Annotated in this window: 15 protein-coding genes; 2 read left to right on the top strand and 13 right to left on the bottom strand. The window is 60.8% G+C overall.

Translation table 11 applies throughout. The annotated features are described in order from the left end of the window. Nucleotides 1-8 precede the first annotated feature (8 nt). The 10 genes from J1G33_RS14805 to J1G33_RS14760 form a co-directional block, all read right to left on the bottom strand. On the bottom strand, nucleotides 9-1,481 hold the full coding sequence (locus J1G33_RS14805; protein WP_223018310.1) for an FAD-dependent oxidoreductase: 1,473 nt from the start codon (nucleotides 1,479-1,481) through the stop codon (nucleotides 9-11). A gap of 188 nt (nucleotides 1,482-1,669) precedes the next feature. Beyond that, nucleotides 1,670-3,037: an FAD-dependent oxidoreductase gene (locus J1G33_RS14800; RefSeq protein WP_223018309.1), complete on the bottom strand. Its 1,368-nt coding sequence runs from the start codon at nucleotides 3,035-3,037 to the stop codon at nucleotides 1,670-1,672. Nucleotides 3,038-3,048: 11 nt separating this feature from the next. Further along, nucleotides 3,049-4,287, bottom strand: a complete 1,239-nt coding sequence (locus tag J1G33_RS14795; RefSeq protein WP_223018308.1) for a thiolase family protein — start codon at nucleotides 4,285-4,287, stop codon at nucleotides 3,049-3,051. Between the two features lie 13 nt (nucleotides 4,288-4,300). Next, nucleotides 4,301-5,860 (bottom strand): AMP-binding protein, encoded by a 1,560-nt coding sequence (locus J1G33_RS14790; protein ID WP_223018307.1) that lies wholly within the window; start codon nucleotides 5,858-5,860, stop codon nucleotides 4,301-4,303. Nucleotides 5,861-5,870: 10 nt separating this feature from the next. After that, nucleotides 5,871-7,004, bottom strand: coding sequence for a DUF5938 domain-containing protein (locus J1G33_RS14785; protein WP_054896436.1), 1,134 nt, complete (start codon nucleotides 7,002-7,004; stop codon nucleotides 5,871-5,873). A 54-nt stretch (nucleotides 7,005-7,058) separates the two neighbouring features. After that, nucleotides 7,059-8,342: an acyl-CoA dehydrogenase family protein gene (locus J1G33_RS14780; protein WP_223018306.1), complete on the bottom strand. Its 1,284-nt coding sequence runs from the start codon at nucleotides 8,340-8,342 to the stop codon at nucleotides 7,059-7,061. Between the two features lie 243 nt (nucleotides 8,343-8,585). After that, entirely contained in the window at nucleotides 8,586-9,530 is a 945-nt protein-coding gene (locus J1G33_RS14775; RefSeq protein ID WP_223018305.1) for a YCF48-related protein, read from the bottom strand. Between the two features lie 10 nt (nucleotides 9,531-9,540). Next, complete coding sequence (locus tag J1G33_RS14770) at nucleotides 9,541-11,943, bottom strand: efflux RND transporter permease subunit (protein WP_223018304.1); 2,403 nt, start codon at nucleotides 11,941-11,943, stop codon at nucleotides 9,541-9,543. A gap of 8 nt (nucleotides 11,944-11,951) precedes the next feature. Continuing rightward, a complete protein-coding gene (locus tag J1G33_RS14765; RefSeq protein ID WP_347709537.1) occupies nucleotides 11,952-13,595 on the bottom strand; it encodes a DUF1302 domain-containing protein in 1,644 nt (547 codons plus the stop codon). Between the two features lie 21 nt (nucleotides 13,596-13,616). Continuing rightward, nucleotides 13,617-15,041: a DUF1329 domain-containing protein gene (locus J1G33_RS14760; RefSeq protein WP_212614297.1), complete on the bottom strand. Its 1,425-nt coding sequence runs from the start codon at nucleotides 15,039-15,041 to the stop codon at nucleotides 13,617-13,619. 403 nt (nucleotides 15,042-15,444) lie between these two features. On the opposite strand from J1G33_RS14760, the gene J1G33_RS14755 reads away from it, so the two are divergent. Both J1G33_RS14755 and J1G33_RS14750 read left to right on the top strand, forming a co-directional pair. Continuing rightward, nucleotides 15,445-16,026, top strand: a complete 582-nt coding sequence (locus J1G33_RS14755) for a TetR/AcrR family transcriptional regulator (protein ID WP_223018303.1) — start codon at nucleotides 15,445-15,447, stop codon at nucleotides 16,024-16,026. Nucleotides 16,027-16,233: 207 nt separating this feature from the next. Then, nucleotides 16,234-16,800 carry a transcriptional regulator gene (locus J1G33_RS14750; RefSeq protein WP_223018302.1) on the top strand — a complete coding sequence of 189 codons (567 nt, stop codon included), beginning with the start codon at nucleotides 16,234-16,236 and terminating at the stop codon, nucleotides 16,798-16,800. 95 nt (nucleotides 16,801-16,895) lie between these two features. Here the strand turns inward: J1G33_RS14750 and J1G33_RS14745 are convergent, their stop codons facing one another. The 3 genes from J1G33_RS14745 to J1G33_RS14735 are packed head-to-tail and all read right to left on the bottom strand — an operon-like array spanning nucleotide 16,896 to nucleotide 22,625. Beyond that, entirely contained in the window at nucleotides 16,896-18,305 is a 1,410-nt protein-coding gene (locus J1G33_RS14745) for an efflux transporter outer membrane subunit (protein WP_223018301.1), read from the bottom strand. Between the two features lie 3 nt (nucleotides 18,306-18,308). Beyond that, the gene (locus J1G33_RS14740; protein ID WP_223018300.1) at nucleotides 18,309-21,440 is read right to left on the bottom strand and encodes an efflux RND transporter permease subunit; all 3,132 of its coding nucleotides are present in this window, start codon (nucleotides 21,438-21,440) and stop codon (nucleotides 18,309-18,311) included. 27 nt (nucleotides 21,441-21,467) lie between these two features. Continuing rightward, nucleotides 21,468-22,625: a MexC family multidrug efflux RND transporter periplasmic adaptor subunit gene (locus J1G33_RS14735; RefSeq protein WP_223018299.1), complete on the bottom strand. Its 1,158-nt coding sequence runs from the start codon at nucleotides 22,623-22,625 to the stop codon at nucleotides 21,468-21,470. Between the last annotated feature and the right edge of the window lie 36 nt (nucleotides 22,626-22,661).

Here is a 22,661-nt window from a genome sequence, read left to right as displayed (position 1 = left end):
GCCGCCTCCTACACCTTACGTAACGCGTTGAGCACCTGTAAGGCGCTGTGGCGTCCGGCGCGCACGGCGCCGTCCATGTAACCTGCCCAGATGTCAGCGGTTTCGGTGCCCGACCAGAACAGATTGCCGCAGGGTGGACGCAGTGCCTCGCCATGTGTCGTCCAGAATCCGGGGGGAATCGGTGACACGCACGTAATGGTCCACGGGTCGGCATGCGCCCAGTCATGATCGTGATAGGAAACCGGCTCGAGCGCTGCGTCCCCCAGGGCACGTGCATAGATTTCGGTCTGCATACGCTTCGCGGCCTCGAGGTCGGTGGGGGCTGCGGCATTCAAAATGAACGCATTGATCACACCGATTTCGCCGTTTGGCGGCGAGTTGTCGTATGCCCAGATGACCGGCCCACCGACCTGAATGATATGGCCGTTCAAGCCTTGGTCACGCCAGAAAGGCCGCGGGTAGACCATTGCGGTCTTGCGCGCCGGCGAGTGCGCCGGCCATGCTCGCTGCAGAGCGGCGCGGGCTTCGGGCAGCGCTGGATCGAACTGCAGGCGTTGGCACAGTGCGGGATGAATCGCCATGATCACGCGCCGGGCGCGGATCTCGCCCTGATCCGTTTGCAGTCTGACGATGTCGCCGTTCCAGTCAGCAATTTTGCGCACCGGGCACGACAAGCGAACCTTGTCACCCAGCAATTGCGCCATTTTGCTGCTGAGAACCTGTGAACCGCCGACGATCCGCGTCCCTTGCGCGCTGTCCTTGATCGAGTCGAGCCGCATGTATTCGCTGCCGGCCGAATTGATCATCGACAGAAAATGCAGAAAGCCCATCTTCGCCGGCGTGACGCCGCAGGTCAGGAGAAAGCTGGCATTCCACCCTGCGCGGTCTTCCGGTTTGATGTTTTGCTGGGCCAGCCAGTCGCCTGCCGAGAGCTTGTCCAGTTCGGCCAGTCGGGGGGATTTCCATGGCGCGCCGCACGGCACATCACGCGACAGCTCACTGAGTTTTGCCGAGACGCTTTCGTCGGTACCGAAGGTGCCTTTCAAATCGACGGCGACACGTCCATCGCCACCGAGGATCACGGTTTCCCCCTCATAGAAACTGGGAAAGGTGCCGACCTCAAGCTCACGGGCCAGGTCCGCTACGGCGGTTTGTCCGGGGCCGATCCACTGGCCTCCGGCCTCGGAGATGTAGCCGGAACCCACGTCATGATTGAGGGTGCGGCCACCGACACGATCACGCGCTTCAAGCACCAGTAGCGACTCGCAACCCGCCAGATGCAGATCACGGGCGGCGGTCAAACCAGCCAGGCCGGCACCGATGATCACCACATCAAACACATCGTCCGGGTTGTCTTTGAGCAGCGCATCGGCGGCATTGGCCAGGCCAATGTTCAAACCGATCGATCCCACGGCGGCAGTGGCACCGGCCAGTTTGAGTAGTTGCCTGCGCTTCAAATCAGGAGGGGCGTCAGTGCTCATGTTCGTTGCCTCACATCACGTTATTGTTGAATTTAACGCCCGTGGCCGAGCGTGGGTGCGGCAGTAAAAAAGGGGTGACGAAAACGCAAACATTCGTTTGTCTTTCTGCAGGCGAACGCCTACCGGCCCCAGGACTTCAAGGTCAGCATCATGCAAACTCAGCGTGTTGGTTCTATAAGCCTCAGCCGTCAGGCATGAGGGCGCGCAACTTTGCGGTTGGTGTATTCGTCCAGCAGATGTGCCCCTCCCAGCGCCACATTCACGGCGCACCACTGCAGCGGTTCGGGCAGGGTTTTCGGGGTTTTATGCCGCAACGCGGCGAGCAGCGGATGCTCGATACCGCCGATTCTTTCCGCCAGCAGGTGACCGATCAGCGACTGCGATGCGACGCCGTGTCCGGAGCAACCCGCGGTGTAGAGAATGTTGTGGTGCGACCCGGTTTCGCCCACCACCGGTAACGCGTCGTAGGCCATGCTGACATAACCACTCCAGCACGCTTGAATGCCGACACCGCGTAACGTCGGGAAACGCACGCCAAGGTTGTCTTGCAACGCGCGGTAGGTCACCTCATCGGGAATGTTCGGGGTTTTCGAGCCGTAGGCATAACCCAGCCGTTTAGTGGTCATCAGCAGCGTATTGCGTGCGGTCAGGCGATGGCTTTCCATCACCAGGTGCGGCGTGGTCAACCCTTCCCGCCCTGCCCAGCCCAGCGATGCCAACTGCTGTGGTGTCAATGGCTCGGTTTCGACCGCCGACACTCGAAATGGAACGACTTTGTCGCGCAGAAGACCGAGTTGCGGCGTATAGGCATTGGTGGCCAGCACCACTATCGGCGCGCTCGCCTGCCCGCGTGGCGTCCGGCAAGTGATCGTCGACCCGTCGGAGTACGACTCAAGCTTGGTGTTTTCATACAGCCTCACTCCCGCCTGAAGTGCAGCGCGGCGCAGGCCCATCACATATTTGCCAGGGTCCAGCGTACCGCCGTGGCGTTGCAGGCAGCCAAACAGAAAGGCCGGTGGAATCCCCCGCGCGCGCATTTGTGCCTGATCCAGAAACTCGGTTTGCGAACCCAATTCGTGGCCCACGGTCATGCTTTTGCGCAGCCTTTTCTCCTGCGACGGATGGATGCCCGCCCTGATGATGCCCGATGCGTTGTAGTCGCAGTCGATCTCCAATTCGCGTAAGCGACCTTCGACGTAGGCGACAGCTTCGTCATAGAATTTGACGATTTTTTGCGCTTTTTCCTTGCCAACACGTTTCAAGAATAACTCGAACTCAATGCCGACGCTGCCGCCCAGATAGCCGGCATTCCGCCCGCTGGCGCCGAAACCGGCAAACGCCTGCTCCAGCACCACAACCTTGGCCCCCAACGCCGTCAGTTCCAGGGCGGTGGACAGCCCGGCGAAACCGCCACCGATCACGATGACGTCCGCGCTGACATCGCCCTCAAGCTCGGGTTGCAGATCAGCCGGAGTTTCGACCCAGCCACCCAGCCGACGGAAATGCCCGCCGGCGAAGTGGCTTTCCAGCTCTCGTGATTGGTAGGTCATGGACATGTGATGTGCTCCTATCGACTCAGGATGTGAATAGCGACGGCTGCTTCCTCTACACCTTGCAGACCGCCACCGTTTTCCTGGATGGCATGCCGCGCACCGGGTACCTGGCGTGCACCGGCCTCCCCGCGCAACTGGGTGGTCAGCTCGTACAACTGACCGATCCCTGTCGCACCCAGCGGATGGCCCTTGGATTCCAGGCCGCCAGAGGGATTGATCGGCAGGCGACCACCCAGGGTGAAATCGCCGCGTTCGGCACACACCCCACCCTCCCCCAGCGGCGCAAGCCCGAGGTTTTCCGCCTGGATGATTTCGCCCATGGCCGAGGCGTCGTGCACTTCGGCCACGTGCATGTCCTGCGGGCCAAGGCCGGCGATTTCGTAGGCTTCACGCGCTGCCAACAGGCTGACGTGCTTGTGCGGCTCGTCGAGCCCACGCAGGGTGAAGCTGCGGATCACGCTGGCGGCGATCCGCACACAACGTTTCGGGTCGGCACCAATGCGTTTCAATCCCGCCTCGGTACAGAGAATCGCGGCGGCCGCGCCGTCGGATAACGGCGCACACATCGGCAGCGTGATCGGATAAGTGATCGGCTGCGCGGCGAGCACTTCTTCGATGGTGAAGGTCTTGCGAAATTGCGAATACGGGTTGTGCACCGAGTGTTGATGGTTCTTGGCGCACACCGCTGCAATCTGTCGCTGAGTGGTGCCGTAGGTCTTCATGTGCCAGCGACACATGGCGGCATAGATGGCCATGAACTTGCTGTATGGACGATCGGATTCCGAGCCCGGCGGCACCACGATGCCCTCGCCCATTTTCACCAGCGTCGCGTAGTTTTCCTCGGCGGTGGAAACGTCCCAGCCGGTTTCGAACAGGGCCAGCGCCCGCGCCTTGTCCGGCACGTTCATTTTCTCCGCGCCCAACGCCAGGGCTACGTCGGTAGCCCCCGAGCGCAAGCTCTGCACTGCCAGATGAACCGCGGTACTGCCCGAGGCGCAGGCGTTTTCGACGTTGTACACCGGCACCCCTTCGAGGCCGATCTTGCTGCACAGCACCTGCCCGGGAATCGACAGTTGCCCTTGCAGATGACCGTTGGTGATCCCGGCGTAGAACACCGCACCGATATCGGCGCGCAGGGCACCGGAATCGGCGAGTGCGCCTTGCAAGGCCTCCAGCGCCAGATCCTGAAGGCTTCGGTCCAAGTGGCGACCGAACTCGGTCATGGCAACGCCGGCGATGTAAATAGGTTCCATCAGATCATTTCCCTCAGATACGCCGCTCAACGTTTTGCCAGTAATGGGCACGCAGATCTTTTTTCAGTACTTTGCCGACCGGGCTGCGTGGCAATGCATCAATGAAATCCACGGTTTTCGGCGACTTGACCGAACCGAGCCGGGTCTTGCACAGCTCGATCAACTCCTCAGCAGTGACGGTATGCCCGGCGCTCAACTCGACCACGGCCTTCACGCCCTCGCCCCATTGCTCATCTGGCACACCGATGACGGCGCAGTCCTGCACCGCCGGATGACTCCACAGCACTTGCTCGACTTCACTGGGATAAACGTTAAATCCGCCGGAGATGATCATGTCTTTCTTGCGGTCGGTAATGTGCAGGTAGCCGTGCACATCGAAATGGCCGATGTCGCCGGTGTGCAGCCAGCCATCGACGATGGTTTCTGCGGTTTTCTGCGGATCCTTGTAGTAGCCCTTCATCACCAGATCGCCGCGCACACAGATTTCTCCGGTTTGGCCCTGGCCGAGAATGTCTCCGGCGTCGCTGAGAATTTCCACCCGAACCAGCGGATTAGGACGGCCTACCGATGACAAACGCTCGTCCGTTGCAAGACGTCCACCGTGCAAATGTTCGGCGGGCGGCAGGTTGGAAATCGAGGCCGGCGCTTCCGTCTGACCGTAACCGCCGGCCATTACCGGGCCAAAGGTCTCGATGGCTTGCTTGAGCTTGTCCACCGACATCGGTGCCGCGCCGTACAGGAAATACTTCAACGAGCTGAAATCGACCTTCTGCGCCAGATCCGGAACATCCAGCAGTCGATAGATAACCGTCGGCGGTAGAAAGGTCTCGGTGACCTTGTATTTCGGGATCATTGCCAGCATCAGTGCCGGATCCGGCTTAGTAATGATCACCACGGTGCCTCCGCGCGAGGTGCACGGCAGGGACAGCGTGCCGGCGGTATGTGTCATCGGCGCCGCCGCCAGGTTGACCGGCGGATCCTCATCGGCATAAGGGAAATTGATCATGAAGTGCGCGCAGAACGTTTGGATGCTGCGATGAGTGTTCATCACCCCTTTCGGCAGCCCCGTGGTGCCGCCGGTTGGCGAGAGCGCCACGACATCATCGAGTTGATACTCGACCTTCGGTGCCGTGGCCGGCTGATCCGCGATCCAGGACTTGAGCGACGGCGCCCCGGGCAAGTGCTCGTCGATGCAGATCCACAACCGGATTTTCGGCAGGCTCGAACGCAACGCGTCGATGATCGGCGCGAACTCTCGTTGAAAAAACAGCACCTCGCAGTCGAAGGCATCGAGCACGTGACGGTTCTCTTCGGCGCTGTTGCGTGCGCCGACGGGAATCCAGCACAGGTTGGCGCGCCAGAGCCCCAGGGTGCAGGTCCAGGCCACCGCATCGTTGGCCGACCAGACTGCGCCCTTGGTGCCGCCGGGCAGGTCGGCGGCTAACAGCGCGTTGGCGATCCGGCTAGACAGGTTGCGGACTTCGGTGAAGGTGAACACCCGATCGTCCTGGATGTACGCCGCGCCGTGCGGATTGATCCGCCAGCCACGGTCGAAGAAATCAATAATCGCCATGTTATTCACTTCACAGTTGAGTAACGGTTGCGCGGGCCAGGCCACGCTGCTCGAGGAAGCCCAGCAGATAGCGATGACCGAAGGCTTTCGAGGCCGAGGCGAAACCGGTTCTGGCGGTGTCGTTATTCAACAGTTTGACCACGGCTGCGGCGTGCAAGGCCCCGGTGGCGATGTAAGGCGTGATGCCATGCACGGTGGCACGCACGGCCGTCAGTTGACCACGACCGATTGCGAAGTCAACGGTGCGTTGCAGAGTGCTGCGTTCACGCGGTGGCATGCTCGGGGTGGTCGATTGCACGAGGCTCTGGATCACCGCGTCCTGCTGTTCTTTGGGCAGGTGCTTGTATTCGGCTTCCCACTTCTCACCCAGGCCGTGGACCATTTTCATCACCGGGTTGTCGTAGAAGCCGACACAGGACATGCAACTGCGTACCCGGCCATCCTCTTCGTAAAATACCGGTAGTGAAGTGCCGCCCCAAGGCAGGCAGAACACAGCTTCCAGCAGATCAGGACAAACCACGTTGAAGCTTGTGTTCGGCGCATAAGGCACCAGTTCCTTCTCCCACAGGTAGGCGCCGGGGTAACGGACGCCCTCGAAAATGGTCGCCGTTGAACCGACAGTCACCCCAGCGGCACCGGTGCGTGGGCCGCGGGTCAGTGTCGCGGTTTCCAGCGAATCGACGCCCGGTGTTTCCAGGGCCAATTCGGCGGCGATCTCGGCGTAGGTGTACATGTACGCCAGCGATGGCGACAGCAGCAGCCCGGCCTGGCGATACAGCTCGCCGAACTGATCACGCAAGGCTCGAATGTGCGCCTGCTCTCCGGCTGGATCCAGATAATGGCAGCCAGCTTTCAAGGCCGCTTCTACGGCAGTCAGGCCAAAATTGATGAACGGGCCGACCGTGTTGCACACCACGCGCGCACCTTTGAACACCGAGACCAGCGCGTCGACCTCGTGGGCGCATTCAATGATTTCGTAAGTGGCCGACTCCAGGCCGACGACGCGTTGCGCCATCATTTCCTGAGCACGGGCGGCGTTGCGAGCGACGGCGGTGAACGGGATGTGCTGGTCGATCAACCAGTCCATGATCAGCATGCCGGTGTAACCACTGGCGCCGTAGACAACGACAGGATATTTGGCCATCGGGATTTACCTCATTTGTTGTTTTTGGATGAGTGATGTCGGGTGAATGCAGAATCAGTTGTTGGCCCAGCCTTCGGCGTACAGCTGCTGGGCGAGCAGCCCCAGGCGCATGGTCAGGACCCGGTTTTCGCCGTCCTCGATCAATGACGACTGGGTGTCGCGCAAGAGTTTTTCGATCGGGTATTCACGGGTGGTGCCATTGCCACCGAACAGGCGGAAAGCTTCCTGCACAACGGCCATCGCCTCTTCGGTCACCGTGACTTTGGCGGAGGCGGTGGCGTACGGATGGGTTTGCGGCGACAGGCGCGCGAAGCTCAGCGAACGTCGGGCGACCGCACGGGCCGTTTCGACCCGGCGCAACATATCGCCCAGGCGCAGACGGGTCATCTGGTGGTCGATCAATGGGTGCCCGCCCTGGCGGCGCTCATGGCAGTACTGCAGGGCCATTTCGAAGGCGGCTCGTGCGACACCGGTAAACACCTGGCCCATGTGGGTGCCAGCGAACGACCAGGAAGAACTGACGGCGCCGTAGTAGTTGTCGCGTTCGGCGATAGCAAAGCGCCGAGGCACTCGTACGCTGTCGAAGTAGATTTCGCCTTGAGGCAAGGATCGCTGCCCGATTTTGTCCAGCGGCTTGCCTTTGGACACGCCCTTCAGATCAAGCGGAATAATCAGCGCAATCCCGTGCGGCCGGCCGTTCTCATCGTAAAAACCGTCACCGTAATCGGCGCAGATCAAGCCCAGTGCCACCTGGGCAATGACGCCGTTGGAGACCCACGCCGAGCTTTGGCCGTTGAGGATGACTTCATCGCCAACCACCTTGGCGGTCAGGTTGCCGATATTGCCGGGCTTGCCCGCTGGCCAGTCCCGCGTCATGTCGAAGATCTGGTTGTCGCTGCCACGGTCGGGTTGGGTGGCCATCCAGCAGCCGATCCGGCCCTGGCAGAGTTCGACCAGCTCGGCATTGCCGGCGGCAACGGCCATTTGCAGAGGGAAACCGGCGCAGCCCAAAGAGATCGCCAGCCCGGCGTCGCCCCAGCCGAGTTCTTCACCGATCAGCGATTCGATTCGCACCGCCATGTCCGGCGGCAACTGTGCCAACAGCGCCGGGTCGAGGCCGAGCTTGGCGAACTCGGCAAACAGCGAGTAGTAAGGCGAGCCAGGGGCAACCACCTCTTCGGCGGTCATGCGGTCCAGTTCGCGACCCAATGGTCGCAACACTTCTTTGGCGAAGCGGTGCACGGAGGCCTGAATCGCAGCCTCCTCTTCCGTCAGCGGGGTTTCGAAACCGGTGAGTCCAGCGGCTGGCAGGGTGAGTGTCGACTTGAGCGAGATCATCAAAGTACCTCCATCGAGAGTGGCAGCCGCTGCGCTTGCAGCGTGCTGCGTCTTGTTATTTGCCATCGACTCTAACAAGCAAAATTAATTAACGCAACATTCGTTATGTTTATTATTTTGAGTCCACAGAGACTTCTTCAGGCACGCGAAAACCGGCCGGAAATCAGCAGTTTGTTTGAGAAAAATCGCGCTGAACTGCCAGGAAACCGGCATGGCGCCCGCCTCCCGACATCCTCGCGGGTATCAGCGCTGAGAAACGACGCCTCTGCGGGAAAACACGATCGGCGAGCCATCCCTGTTCAGCAGTGTCGCCGTGAGCGAAACTCCGTCGCCGCTGGATTGCTCATGGAAACTTTGGCCACCGTCGTCGCTGCGCACGATCAAACCGTCCAGACCTACGGCGATGACTGTTTGCCCGGAAACATCGATGGCGGTGACCGAGCTCTTGCTTTGCAGCGGCACGCGCTGCCAACGTGCGCCGTCGGCGGAGCCGTGCAGCAACGTGCCGCGTTGCCCGCCCACCAGCAGCGAGCCGTCGCCCAGCACCGCCCCCGTCCACAGCGTGCCGCTGTAACCGGTATCCACATAGCGCCAGTGCTTGCCCTGATCGTCTGAGCGCAATAACTGGCCGCGTTCGGCGGTGGCGTACAAGCACCCTTCCCCATCGGCAAACAGCCCCATTAGGTTTAGGTCGGCCCGCTTCGAACCCGGCGGAGCTTCGAGTCGCTGCTCGGTCCAGTGCTTGCCGCCGTCATCGGTGGTCAGCACCAGCGACCACAGCCCCACCGCCACCCCTTGCTGCGGATTGAAAAAGTGCACGGCAAACAGTGGCCGATCTTCTGCACTGGAAAGGCGCTGCACCTGCCAGGTATCGCCGCCGTCAATAGTGGCCAGAATCGCCCCCCAGTGACCAACGGCCCAACCCTGACGGGCATCGACGAAGGACACCCCCGTCAGAGGGGTGGCCAACGGCACGGATGTCGCTTGACGGAAATGCCCACCGTGATCATCCGACAACAGCACCACGCCGTGATCGCCGACGGCAACGGTTCGCTCCCCGGCCCGGGCAACGCTCAACAGCGTCGCGGCATTGGCGCTGGCCGTTTGTGTAGCCGGTACAGCCGACAAGGACGAAGCCTGCAATAACGCCGGCAACATCAGAACCAGTAAAGGCATCAGGTTTCGCATGGCTGTCTCCTCAATGCACCAGTGAGCCGATCAGGCGCACTGGGCGCCGCCGCGGGAATGTCCGCTCCAGCCATACTGCGAAGGCTGGGAGAACGGTCATAGCCATGATCATGTTGACCAGAAACATGAAGGCCAACAGCTTGCCCATGTCTGCCTGAAACTTCAGATCGGAAAACGCCCAGGTGGCGACGCCCGCCGCCAGGGTGATCGCAGTAAAAATCGTGGCGACGCCGACCTCCAGCAATGCATGCTCCACGGCTTTGGTGATCGGTTGCCCGAGCGCCTGATGCAGCTGCAAACGGTTATAGATGTAGAACGCGTAATCCACGCCGATGCCGACCGCCAGCACCATGACCGGTAAGGTGGCGATGGTCAGGCCGATCTGCAGCTCCTTCATGAACCAGTAGCCGATGAAGGTCCCCAGAGTCAGCGGCAGGCAGCAGACCAGCACGGCGCGCCAATCGCGGTAGACGACAAACACCAGCAGCGCGATAGCGCCGTAGACGTAAAGCATCATCGGCAACTCGCTGCGTTCCACTTCTTCGTTGATCGCCGCGATCACGCCGGCGTTACCGGACGCCAGACGTACACTCACCCCGGGCTGAGTGAATTGGCTGCGCAAAGCCTTGGCCGCGGTGATCACCCGGTGAATGGTGGTTGCCTTGTGATCGGCGAGAAACAAATGCACCGCGGTCATACTGCAATCAGGCCGCATCATGCCGGGTACGCGAGCCACCTCGGCGGCCATCGACGAGTAGTTGGTCGGGTCGATGGGCACCGCGTTCATTTTCGGGTTGCCCTCGTTATAGCCCTCGTTGAACTGGCGCAGGCTGTTGGAAAACGAGGTCACCGAGACCACACCAGGCACACCTTGCATGGCCCAGACAAAACGGTCCTGATATTGGCCGAGAGCGACGTTCTCGCAGTCGTTCGCACCGCCATCGACCCTGACCTCGAAGACCACACTGAGCCAGTCCAGACCAATGTCGTAATTGCTGGCGATCGACAGCGCATCCCGATTGAAGCGCGCATCCTCGCGCAGTTCCGGGGCTCCGGCCTGTAAAGAACCGACGACTCGATCATGGCTTTGCCACGCCGCCGTGACAAAGATCAGCACGGCCATACCCAGCACCCAGCGCACGTTGTGCCATTCGCTCAAACGGGCGAGACCGTGTAACCAACGGACACGGCGCTGGCGAGAAACTTCCTCGGCTGCGGCGTAACCGTCCTGCACCCTGAGCATCGAGGCCAGCACGGGCAGCATCACCAGATTGGTGACGATCTTGAACGCCACCCCGAGTGAAGCGGTGATTGCCAGTTCCCGCACCATGGGTATCGGGATCAACAGCAACGTCACGAACGATACGAATGCGGTGACCAACGCCAGTGTGCCGGGAATCAGCAACCCACTGAAACTGGCACGCGCCGCGCCCTCCACCGACTTGCCGCAGGCGATCTCGCGAATGATGAAGTTGATCTGCTGCACGCCATGGGATCCCCCTATGGCAAACACCAGAAACGGTACCAGCACCGCCAACGGATCGAGGCCATAGCCGAGCAGACGCAAAGCGCCGAACTGCCAGATCAGCGAAACCAGCGAGCAACCCACCGCCAGCAAGGTGAAACGCAGCGAATGGCAGTACCAGAACACCGCAGCCGCTGTTAGCAACAAGGCCAGCAGACAGAACTCGAAAACCGCCGAAGCGCCCACGGCAATGTCCCCGATCTGCTTGGCGAAGCCGATGATCTGGATCTCGAAATCCATGTCCTCGAACTGACCGCGAATCTGCTGCTCCAGGACCTGGTTGTAAGCCACATAGTCCAGGCGCTGGCCGTTAGTATCGAACTCGTTGAGGTCGACCGTGATCATCGCGCTGCTTTGGTCGCGAGCCACCAGCGTTCCGATAAAACCACCCTGCGCCGTCGAGTTGGCGATCATGGCTATGCTCGTATCATCGAGACTTTCCGGCGTTACCGTCCCTGGTACCAGCGGGTCGGCACGAAAGCCCTCTTCGGTGATTTCATTGACGAACGCGTTGGGCGTCCACAACGAACGCACGCTGCTGCGCGACACGTTGGGCAGAAAGATCAGCGCCTGGGTGACGTCATACAGACGCTTGAGCCCTGCCTGGCTCCAGATCGTCCCTTGGCGAGCCTTGACCACCACCGTCAACCGATTCGCGCCGAGCAAGTCATTGCGATAGGTCTCAAAGGTCTCGATGTATTCATGGCCGATGGGCAACTGCTTTTCAAACCCGGCTTCCATGCGCAACTGCACGGCAAACCAAGCCATGCCCAAGGTGAAAAGCGCCAGGCTCGCCAACGTCAGCATGCGGTGCGAGAACAGCCATTGTTCGATGCGCGGTAACACGCCGCGCGAAGTGCTTTGCTCAAGGTTCAGGGAACTGTTCACGGCGCGCCTCACAGGGTTCGGGAAACCACAAGGCCAACGTAATCGCGATCACGCAGCAGTTGATCGTAAGGGGTCTTGCCGCCCATGAACTTTGCGTAGTTGGCCGAGATCTGCCAGCTCGCCGGATTGCGCACGAAATTGAGGTACAGGTTCATGCTGCTGGCGTCTTCGGTGAAGGTGGCCGACAGGTTCGGGGTGCGTCCGTTGATCGAGCGCGAGTAGAACACTCCCGGCGTGACCTGCCAGCCAGGAATGAGCGTGTTGTCATAGGTCAGGCTCAAATCGAGGCTGACGCCAGAGGAGGTTTTGTTACCCTTGGCGCTCGGCGCGATGGCCGGGTCCAGTTGCCAGGTATTAAGGCCGGCGGCGATGGGTTCTCCGGCGTAGTCGTTATGCAGGCCCGGGTATTTCACGACCACCAGTTCGCTCAACAAGGTTCCGGTGCTGGCACCGGTGAATTCAAGCAAGGTCGGCGAGTTGGACGGCGTCATGCTGTAGATGCCGGTCAGGTGCCATTGCAGTTTCTTTGCGTCTTTCCAGCATTTGCCACCGTTGGCGGCGCAGGCGTCGATGACCGGGTTGAGCGGTACCGCATCCTTGGGACGATAGGACAACTCGGTGCCCAGTGCCCAGTCGCCGACCGGCATATTGGCGCTGATGCCGTACATCATGCGGTCTTCCGGATATTCCCAGGTCGGCGCCGCGGCGAAGGTTTGCGGATCCACCTGCACGCTCAGTGACGGCAGTTTGTCGTGATAACGCATCACGTACAGGCCCAGGTTGAGATCGGTGTTGTCAGGCTGCCAGCGCAGCGACACGCCCCATTGGCCGCTGTTGCGCGCCTCTTTTTCATCGTACCCGTAGGTACCCCTGCCCTCGCCCAGCGCATGGGTGGTGGACCAATAGCTGCCCACTGGCGGCAACTCACTTTTGTTCCAATTGAACTGCCAATACGCCTCGATATTCACCCCGGCACCAAGCCCCGACGCCAGGCTCAACATCGGGGCCGGCAGCAAGGCTTCCTTGAGCTGGGTACCGGGACGCGACAATGCCATGACATCGTAAGCGTTGGTGTTGTTGATGCCGCCAGCAGCGAACAGACTCTCGCCCCAGTTGATCACCTGATTACCCAGGCGAGCGCGAACACGTTGGTCACCGACATCGAAACTCTTGCTCACCCACAGATCCAGCAGACGCGCCTTGAACTCCAGATCGTCTCGGGCGCCACTGGTGAGGCCGTCGCTACCGACACCTTCAGGCCGGTTAGCCGATAGCGCACCGCTGGTGTCGGTCGCGGCAAAGTCGCGAATCCAGCTACCGCGCGCCATGAACGTGTAGTCTTCGGGAAACTTCAGCACCAGTTCATGGATGCCTTTTATGTAATTGGTGAACAGGTCGCCCCGGTCGTAGTTCAAGTCGCCCTGGTCACCAACACCGGCGCTGGGCGCCAGACAGCCGCTGGGTGGATTGTGCCCGCCGGGGCCGCTGGTGATAAGGTTGCAGCCGCGCGACTCGGTGCGCAGCCCCATGCCCACGGCGAGGGTGGAGTCGAATGAGCCGCGAATGTTTTCGGTTTCAAAGGTGAACGCCATGGCAAACGGGGTTGCACACGCGATGACAAGACCTGAGGTTCTACTGACTATTTTTTTCATGTCTGTTCCCGAAAGCCGCTATCAGCGTTCGCTGGTGGCGCGCAGGTTGTCGGAGGTGTAGAAGTCGCGTTTCAGGCGCGGATTGCTCGCCCCGTCGGTCAGCCAGCGATGGTCGTTCTTGCCGGTGCCAATGGAGGTCATGTCGTACAGGTAGCGACCGTCAACCAGGTTGTATTGCGCCTGGGCTTCCATGTCGCAGGTGCCGGTCTCGTACACCGGGATCGTGTAACCCTCGCGGACCTTCCAGATTTGCCCCTGCTTGTCGTAGTCCACCGCCATCAGCGCGTTCCAGCTGTCTTCGTCGATGTAGAACAGACGCTTCGGCGCCTGATGGCGCATGCCTTGGCGGACGGTCGCCTCGACCACCCACACGCGGTGCAGCTCATAGCGACGTGATTCGGGAGCGATGAAGTCGCGCTTGGCCACCTCCTCGATCTTCGCCGAGTTGTCGTAGGCCCCGAACGAGTTGTAGGGCACAAGCATTTCCTGCTTGCCCAGCAGCTTCCAGTCGAAGCGGTCCATGGGACCGAAGAACACGTTGGATTCATCGATGGTGTATTGATTGTCCAGACCGATTTGCGGTGCATCGTAGGAATACGCCGGCATGCGCCGCACGCGGCGCTGGCCCGGGAAGTAATAGAACGTGGTGGCTTGCTCGCCCGCCTTGGTCGTGACCACCCCGGCTTGTCCGGCCAGTGCGGCGGGGTCGGTGTAGCTGAAGTAAGTGGCGACTTCCAGACGATCGAATGACGAGAACAGCGCGCTGCCCTTCACGCCCCATGGTGTGTACATGAACCAGTCGGTGGAGGTTCGCAGCCAATCTTCACTGCCCTTGCGTGGCGAAATTCCGGAAACGGTTTTCGACATATCGAAGCCAACGCCGCGATAGCGCATTTTCATGTTCCACATCACCTCGGCGCCCGAGACTGGAAATGGAAACGGAATGCCCGGCACGTAGGCTTCCTGCAACGCTAGGCCGTCGCCGTCGAGCTTGGCGAAACCAACGTTCTTCTTGGTGTTGTCCGCGACGAAATCCGGCACGCCGCAACTGCGCCGCGTCGGGTACACGTCCATGCGGTAGCCCGGAATCTTCTTGAACATTTCCACCTGCCCAGGTGAAAGCTTGCTGGCGTACTTCGCGACATTGCCCGAGTCGATACTGAACAGCGGTTTGTCATCCTTGAATTTCCATTGCTGGCCGCGCACCTGGCCGTGGCTCCAACTGCCACCTTGAGGACCGGGCGCTGTCCAGGCGGGAATCACCCCGTCGGCGCTGGCGGCGGCCTCGCCTCCCAGCGGCGTCAGTTTGCTGCCGAGCAATGCAGGATCCTTGTCTGCCGCCTGTGCCGTACAGAAAAACGCTGAGGCGGCGACGGCTGCGACTAGGTGCCGGATTACGACGCCGGTAGAAAAATTGTTATGGGGGCGCTCAATCACTGTGTTCATGGGAGGGATCCTCGTGGGCCTTGATCAGCAACGGGGTCGTCTTTACGGTGGCAACCCGTTGCCTGCGCTAACCTAATCAACTGACTTGATCAAATGACCAAGTCGAGTAATCAAAGCAAGCCCGGTGCCAAGATCCACAGAGCGGGAATTAGTCGTTTCTTATCAATCGATTGCGCGATCGCGGGGTATACAGCGCGATAAAACTGCCGGAGGATGTTTCCGTTTGTTTCGCCGAAACGCACCCATTCGGGAAATAACGAAACAGTTGTTACCATTATTGGTGCAGCCGTTGCACACCCCCTTTCCATTCATGACGCGTGGCGATTTGTTGCTGTAGGATCCGCAAGCGTCGACATCGCCCTTGTCGTTATGGGGCGCCAGGAATAAAGGAGAATGCTGAACTATGGCCAGAATGGGCGCTGAATTACGCCGGCAGGATTTCGTCGAAGCAACGATCAGAGTGATCGCCGAGCATGGCGTAGCCAATGCCACGACCCGCCGTATTGCGGCGCAAGCCGGCTGTCCGTTGGCTTCGTTGCATTACGTGTTCCATACCAAGAACGACCTGTTTTATGCGGTCTACGAATCGCTGTTCAGCCTGCCACCGCAAGCGCTGGAACAGGTACCGGCCGGGGCCACTGCTGCGGCGACGGCAGCCGAAGTTCTGCGGCAGTTGATCACCTGGTTCATCGGTCATCCGGATGCGGCCAGGGCGCAGACCGAGTTGTTCTTCTGGGCAATGCGCAATGACCCGCAAATGGCCAGCAAGATTTACTCGGTGGCCATTGAAGCCACCGAGCAGGCGCTGCAGCGTGCCATGGGAACTGAGTTGAGCGAAGCGTTTTTAAAGGCGACCAGCCGCTTGCTGATCCAACTGGTAGACGGGCTGACCATTGCCTGGTCGGCCCACGGTGATCTGGATCGATTGCGAGCCGAAACCGAGACTGCTTGCACTGCGCTGGCCTTGTTGGTGGCCAGTCACTGAGTCGATCCTTGCCCAGACGCCGCATGGGGATCAGATCGCGACAGGCTTTTTACAGTTCATGACATTCGAACGGTGCGCAACGCCGATCCCGTGATGAACAAAAACTGTCTCAGATGAAGTCATTTGCTCTATTTCGGTGGTTTTCGTTGCAGTAATGAGCTTTTCCTGCACAATTCGGCGGATTGAAATTCGATTCGAGACCGACTGATGACCCTGACTCCTCAAGACGAACGACTCATCAAGGCGCTGGCCTTGGCCATCGTTGATCGCCCTCGGGCGACACTCAAGGAACTGGCTGAAGCGGCTGGCGTCAGCAAGGCTACGCTGCATCGCTTTTGCGGCACCCGTGACAACCTGGTGCAGATGATGGAAAGCCACGGTGAGACGGTGCTGAACCAGATCACCACCACCACCGACCTGTTGCACGGCGAGCCGGTACAGGCGTTGCGCAGTTTGATCAACGAGCATCTCGCGCATCGGGAAATGCTGGTTTTCCTGCTCTTTCAGTACCGCCCCGACACGTTTGCGGTCAATGGTGAGGGCGACCGCTGGCAGACTTATGCTGACGCTCTGGATGCTTTTTTTCTGCGTGGCCAGCAACTGGGCGCGTTTCGCATCGATGTCACCGCCGCGGTTTTCACGGAGCTGTTCCTGACCATGATTTTCGGCATGGTTGATGCCGAGCGCCGTGGGCGCGCGGCCAGTGCCAACTCGGCCAATGTGCTGGAACAGATGTTCCTGCATGGCGCGGCCGGCGCAGCGAGTGTGTTGTAAGCCTTACTCGATTTCCTAAAAAAAAGCCCCGAGACCTTTCGGTCTACGGGGCAAAGGCGGTTGGATGCGCCAACCAAAGGAGCTCTTGTCAGGCGTTATCTAACGGTTGTCGGCGTGGACCAACCTCCGCCCAGCGAACGAAACAGATCGACCAGAGCAATCTGGCGTTGCGTGCTGACCTCGATAAACGTTGTTTCGTTGACGAAACTGGTGCGCTGCGCATCGAGATAACGCAGGTGGCTGTCGACACCGCCTTCATATCGGGCCTTGGCCAGACTCAGGGTTTCAGTGCTGGTATTGGCCAGTGCGCGGCGCGCGGCCTCCTCCCGGCGCAAGGTGTCGGTGGCAGCCAATGCATCGGCGACCTCGCGGAACGCCGTCTGAATCGTGCCTTCGTAGGCCGCCACAGCTGAATCCTTGCGGGCTTCGGCCAGGCTCAGCCCGGCACTGTTGCGACCAGCATCGAACAACGGCAGCGAGAGGTTCGGTACGAAACTCCAGGAGCGCGAACCGCCGTCGAACAGACCGGACATCTGCGCGCTGGAAGTACCAAAGCTGCCGGTCAGGCTGATACGCGGAAAGAACGCCGCCCGTGCCGCGCCGATATCGGCATTGCGCGCTTGCAGTCGATGCTCGGCCGCAAGAATATCCGGCCGGCGCTCGATCAGCGTCGACGTGGTGTCCGCAGCGATGTCTTGCACCAGCATCGGCTGCGTCGTCAGCCGCTCGGGAATCACCTTGCCCGCGTCCTTTGTGCCCAGCAGCAAAACCAGCGCGTTGAACGCCTGCTGCTTCTCGCGCAGATTGCGTTCCTGTTCGGCCCGCGCCTGTTCCACCAGCCCCAGAGCTTCCTGATAATCCAGCGCAGTCGCCGTGCCGCTGGAGCGGCGCTGACTGATCAGCGCGAACGAGTATTCGCGGCTGCTCAGGGTTTGTTGGGTCAACTCCAGCCGACGCTGGGCGCCGTCGTGAACCAGATAGGCCTGGCTGACTTCAGCGATCAGCGCGATCTGCGCGGCGCGGGCTGCTTCTTCGGTGGCCAGGTATTCCTGCAGCGCAGAGTCACTGAGGCTCTTTACCCGGCCAAACAGATCCAGCTCGTATTCGGGCAGCGACAGACCGACCTGATACTGGCTGGTCACCCCTGCCCGGCCGTCACTGGCCAGGTCCGACGGCAAGCGCTGGCGATTGCCGGACGCGCTTGCATTCAGCCCCGGAACCCGATCGGCCCGCTGAATGCGGTACTGCGCCCGGGCCTGCTCGATGTCCAAAAGGGTCTGGCGCAACGAGCGGTTGTTAGCCAGCGCAACACCCACCAGACGGCGCAGGTCGGGATCGACGATGAACGACTGCCACGCCAACTGGTTGATCGGAGCGCCCTGTTTCAACGACTCGCCCGCCCAGTTGTCCGCAATCGGTGCGACGGGCCGCTCATAGGTCGGCGCCAACGAGCAACCGGCCAACAACATGGCGATCACCAGCGTAGAAAATCCTGAAATACGCATGTGTCACTCCTGAGCCAAAGCGGGTTGTTCAATGGGAGCCGGTTTACTGCGCAACATCGACAGCACCCAGACAAAACAGATCGGTACAAACAACACACCCAGCAGTGTCGCGCTGAGCATGCCGCCGATCACACCGGTACCGATTGCCCGCTGACTTGCAGCCCCTGCCCCGGTCGCCAGTGCTAGCGGCACCACGCCGAGGATGAAGGCCATGGAGGTCATCACGATTGGCCGGAAGCGCAGCCGTGCGGCCTCGATCGCGGCGTCGCGCAGGCTGTAACCTTTCTCCCAGAGTTCCTTGGCGAACTCGACGATCAGAATCGCGTTCTTCGCCGCCAGACCGATGATGGTGATCAAACCGACCTTGAAGTACACGTCGTTAGGCATGCCGGCGACCATCACCGCGAGTACCGCACCGATGGCGCCGATTGGCACAATCAGCATCACGGTCAACGGAATCGCCCAGCTCTCGTACAGCGCCACCAGCAGCAGGAACACCACCAGAATGGCCAGCGCAAACAGTTGCGTGGCCTGACCGCTGGAGACCTTCTCCTGGTAGGACAAACCGGTCCACTCGTAGCTGAAACCGGCCGGCAACTGCGCGGCGATACGCTCCATTTCCGCCATGGCTTCACCGGTGCTGTAGCCCGGCCCGGCATCACCGACGATGCGCACCGACGGATAACCGTTGTAGCGCACTACCTGCACCGGACCTTCCTCCCAATGCGTGGTGACGAAGGCACTGAGCGGCACCAGATCGCCTGCGGTGTTGTGTACGTACAGTTTGAGCACGCTCTCCGGAGTCATTCGGTCGCCCTGCTCGGCCTGCACCACCACGCGCTGCTGGCGGCCGGCGTTGGTGAAGTCGTTGATCACCTCCGAACCGAAAGCAGCAGACAACGCACTGCTGATCGATTCAAAACTCACCCCCAGGGTGCGCGCCTTGTCACGGTCGATCACCACGCGCAGTTGAGGCGACTCCGCCAAGCCTTCCATCATCGCGTAGAGGATTTTCGGGTTGCCGTTGGCCTGACCAAGCACCTGATCACGAGCAGCGAGCAACGCTTCCCGGCCCAGGCCGGCACGATCCTGCAGGCGTAGGGCGAAACCACCGGAGTTGCCCAGACCGTCAATCGGCGGCGGTGGCACGGCCATCACCGCACCGTCGTTGGCCACGGCAAATTGCTCGTTCAGCGCATTGACTTCTGCCATGGCCGATTGATCTTCGCCACGCTCCGACCAGTCCTTGAACACCGGGAATGCCAGCGCTGCGTTATCGCCCATCCCGGAGAAGCTGAAGCCGGACACCAGGAACGTCGACTGAACCGCGTCACGGGTAGCCAGGTAACGCTCCAGTTGTTCGCCAGTCGATTCGGTACGGGTACGGGTCGCGCCCGGCGGCAGCTGGACGTCGACGATCATGTAGCCCTGGTCCTCCACCGGCACAAACGATTCCGGCAGGCGCAGGTAGAAGTAACCGAGCATGGCGATAATGCCCAGGTACACCAACATCATCCGGCCGGAACGCGCCACCAGCCCATTGTTAAGGACTGAATAGCGATCGGTGAGCTTGGCAAAGCCACGGTTGAAGGCGCCGAAGAAGCCGCGCTTTTCATGGTGCCCTTGTGGAATCGGCTTGAGCAGCGTGGCGCATAGCGCCGGGGTGAACGTCAGCGCGAGGAACCCGGAGAACAGAATCGACACCGCCAGCGATACCGAGAATTGCTGGTAGATCACACCGACCGAGCCGGACATGAATGCCAGCGGCATGAACACCGCCGACAGCACCAGGGTGATACCGATGATCGCGCCCGATACCTGCCCCATCGCTTTCACCGTGGCGTCGACCGGCGACAAGCCCTCCTCGGCCATGATCCGTTCGACGTTCTCCACCACGACAATGGCGTCGTCCACCAGAATGCCGATGGCGAGCACCATGCCGAACATGGTCATCATGTTCACCGAGAAGCCCAGCACGTACATCATCAGCAGCGTGCCCAGCAGACACACCGGTACCACGATCGACGGAATCAAGGTGTAGCGGATGTTCTGGAGGAACAGGAACATCACTAGGAAGACCAGGACCATCGCTTCGATCAGGGTATGAATCACCTTCTCGATCGCGACATCAACGAAACGCGAGGTGTCGTAAGGAACGGAATATTCCACATCATCCGGGAAGTAGGCCGACAGTTCGGCCAGGCGCTGCTTGACCGCAGTTGCGGTCTGGATCGCGTTGGCGCCCGGCGACAACTGGATCGCCGCTGCCACGGCGGGTCTGCCATTCAGGCGCGAGTTGAAGTTGTAACTTTCCTGACCGATTTCCACGCGGGCGACGTCGCCCAGTTTGACCGTCGAACCGTCCTCGTTGGCACGCAGGACAATACGAGAGAATTCTTCCGGATTATCCAGCGTACCTTTCACCGCCAGGGTGGCGGTCAGTTCCTGCTGGCTGCTGGTCGGCGTACTGCCGAAGCTGCCAGCCGGCACTTGCACGTTCTGGCCACGGATGGCCGCGCTGACGTCGTCGATGGATAGCCCGTAGCCCACCAGTTTCTGCGGGTCGAGCCAGACGCGCATCGCCGCTTCAGAGGAGAAGAACTGCAGCTTGCCGACGCCCGGAACCCGGCGTAGCTCGTTGTTGATATTGCGCGCGGCGTAGTCGCCCAGTGCGGTGGTGTCACTGTGCTGGGTGCCTTCCTTATAGTTCAGCGCATAGATCAGCAGGAAACCAGCACTGGTCTGCTCCACCTCCAGACCTTGGGTCAGCACGGCTTGCGGCATCCGCGCTTCGGCTTTTTTCAGGCGGTTTTGCACGTCAACCTGAGCGAGCTGCGGATCAGTGCCCGGCTGGAACGTCACCGCAATCTCGGCGATACCGTTGGAGTTGTTGGTCGACTCGAAATACAGCAGGTTCTTCGCACCGTTGAGCGACTCTTCGATCACGCTGGTGACCGAGTCCACCAGCACCTTCGCAGAAGCACCGGGATAGGTCGCCGTCACCTTGATCTGCGGCGGCGCGACGTTGGGGTACTGCGCTACCGGCAGCATCGGAATGACCAGCAGACCGGCCAGAGAAATGAACAGCGCTACCACCCAGGCGAAGTTCGGGCGTTTGATAAAAAACAGAGACATCGGAATATCCTCGCGGCGACGGCGCCCTTACTGGTGCGACTCAGGCGACTGAGCCTGGGCTTGGGGCTGGGCGGGTACGACCATGGCACCTGGTTGCAGGCCGCTCAGTCCGCTGACAATCACCTGATCGCCAGCCTTCAGGCCTTCACTGATCTGCCAGCGCGAACCTTGCATGGAACCGGTCACCACATTGCGCGCTTCGGCGCGGCCGTCGGCGCCGACCACCATGACCTGCGCGCCGCCATCGCTGCCGCGCTGCACCGAGCGCTGGGGCACGAGAATGGCCTGCTTGTCGGTGCCTTGAGGCGTGCGCACGCGCACGAACATGCCCGGCAGCAACACGCCGTCGCTGTTGGCGAACTTGCCGCGTAATGACACCTGCCCGGTGCCGCGATCAACGGCGATATCGGTAAACATCAGTGCGCCCTGACGCTCAAAAGCGGTGCCGTCGACACGAATCGACAACGTTTTACTGTCATCAGCGGAGAGTTTTCCGCCCTTGAGCGATTCGCGCAGGCGCAGCGCGTCGGCGGCAGATTGAGTGAAATCGACATAGACCGGATCAAGTTGCTGAATCCGCGCCATCAACGTCGCGTCACCCTGACCGACCAACGCACCTTCGGTTACCAGTGCACGGCCGACACGACCGGAAATCGGTGCAGTCACCGAAGCATAACCAAGGTTCAAGCGCGCGCTTTGCAGATCGGCCTGAGCCGAGCGCGTGGCCGCCTGGGCGCTGCGCAGGTCGGCCATGGCACTGTCGAAGTCTTGCTGGCTGACCGCCTCGACCTTCACCAACGGTTCATAGCGCTTGACCCGCGCCTGTGCCTCAAGTGCAACGGCCTGGGTGCGGGCCAATTCACCCTCTGCTCGCGACAAGGCCGCCTTTAGCGGCGCCGGGTCGATCTGGAACAGCAGGTCCCCGGCTTTGACATCCGCGCCCTCTTCAAAACGCTTTTGCATCACGATGCCTGGCACGCGCGCGCGCACCTCGGCGACTCGCATGGGCTCTACCCTGCCCGGCAAATCCGAAGTCAGAGCTAGAGGCTCCGTCTTTACTGCCAGCACCTCTACAGGACGCACCACTTCGGCCACGTCCGCTTGTTCATTCGACGGCCCACACCCGGCCAGCGCAATGGCCGCTGCCAGCGAGCCTGCCATCCCTATCGCACGCAAATTTCCCATCTCTCACCCAAGGCTTGATTGAACTTGGTGCGGATG

Source organism: Pseudomonas sp. P867, assembly GCF_019891455.1.
Classification (GTDB): Bacteria; Pseudomonadota; Gammaproteobacteria; order Pseudomonadales; family Pseudomonadaceae; genus Aquipseudomonas; species Aquipseudomonas synxantha_A.
The sequence above is the reverse complement of the archived record's forward strand: the minus strand, read 5'-3'. Positions and strand labels throughout refer to the sequence as shown.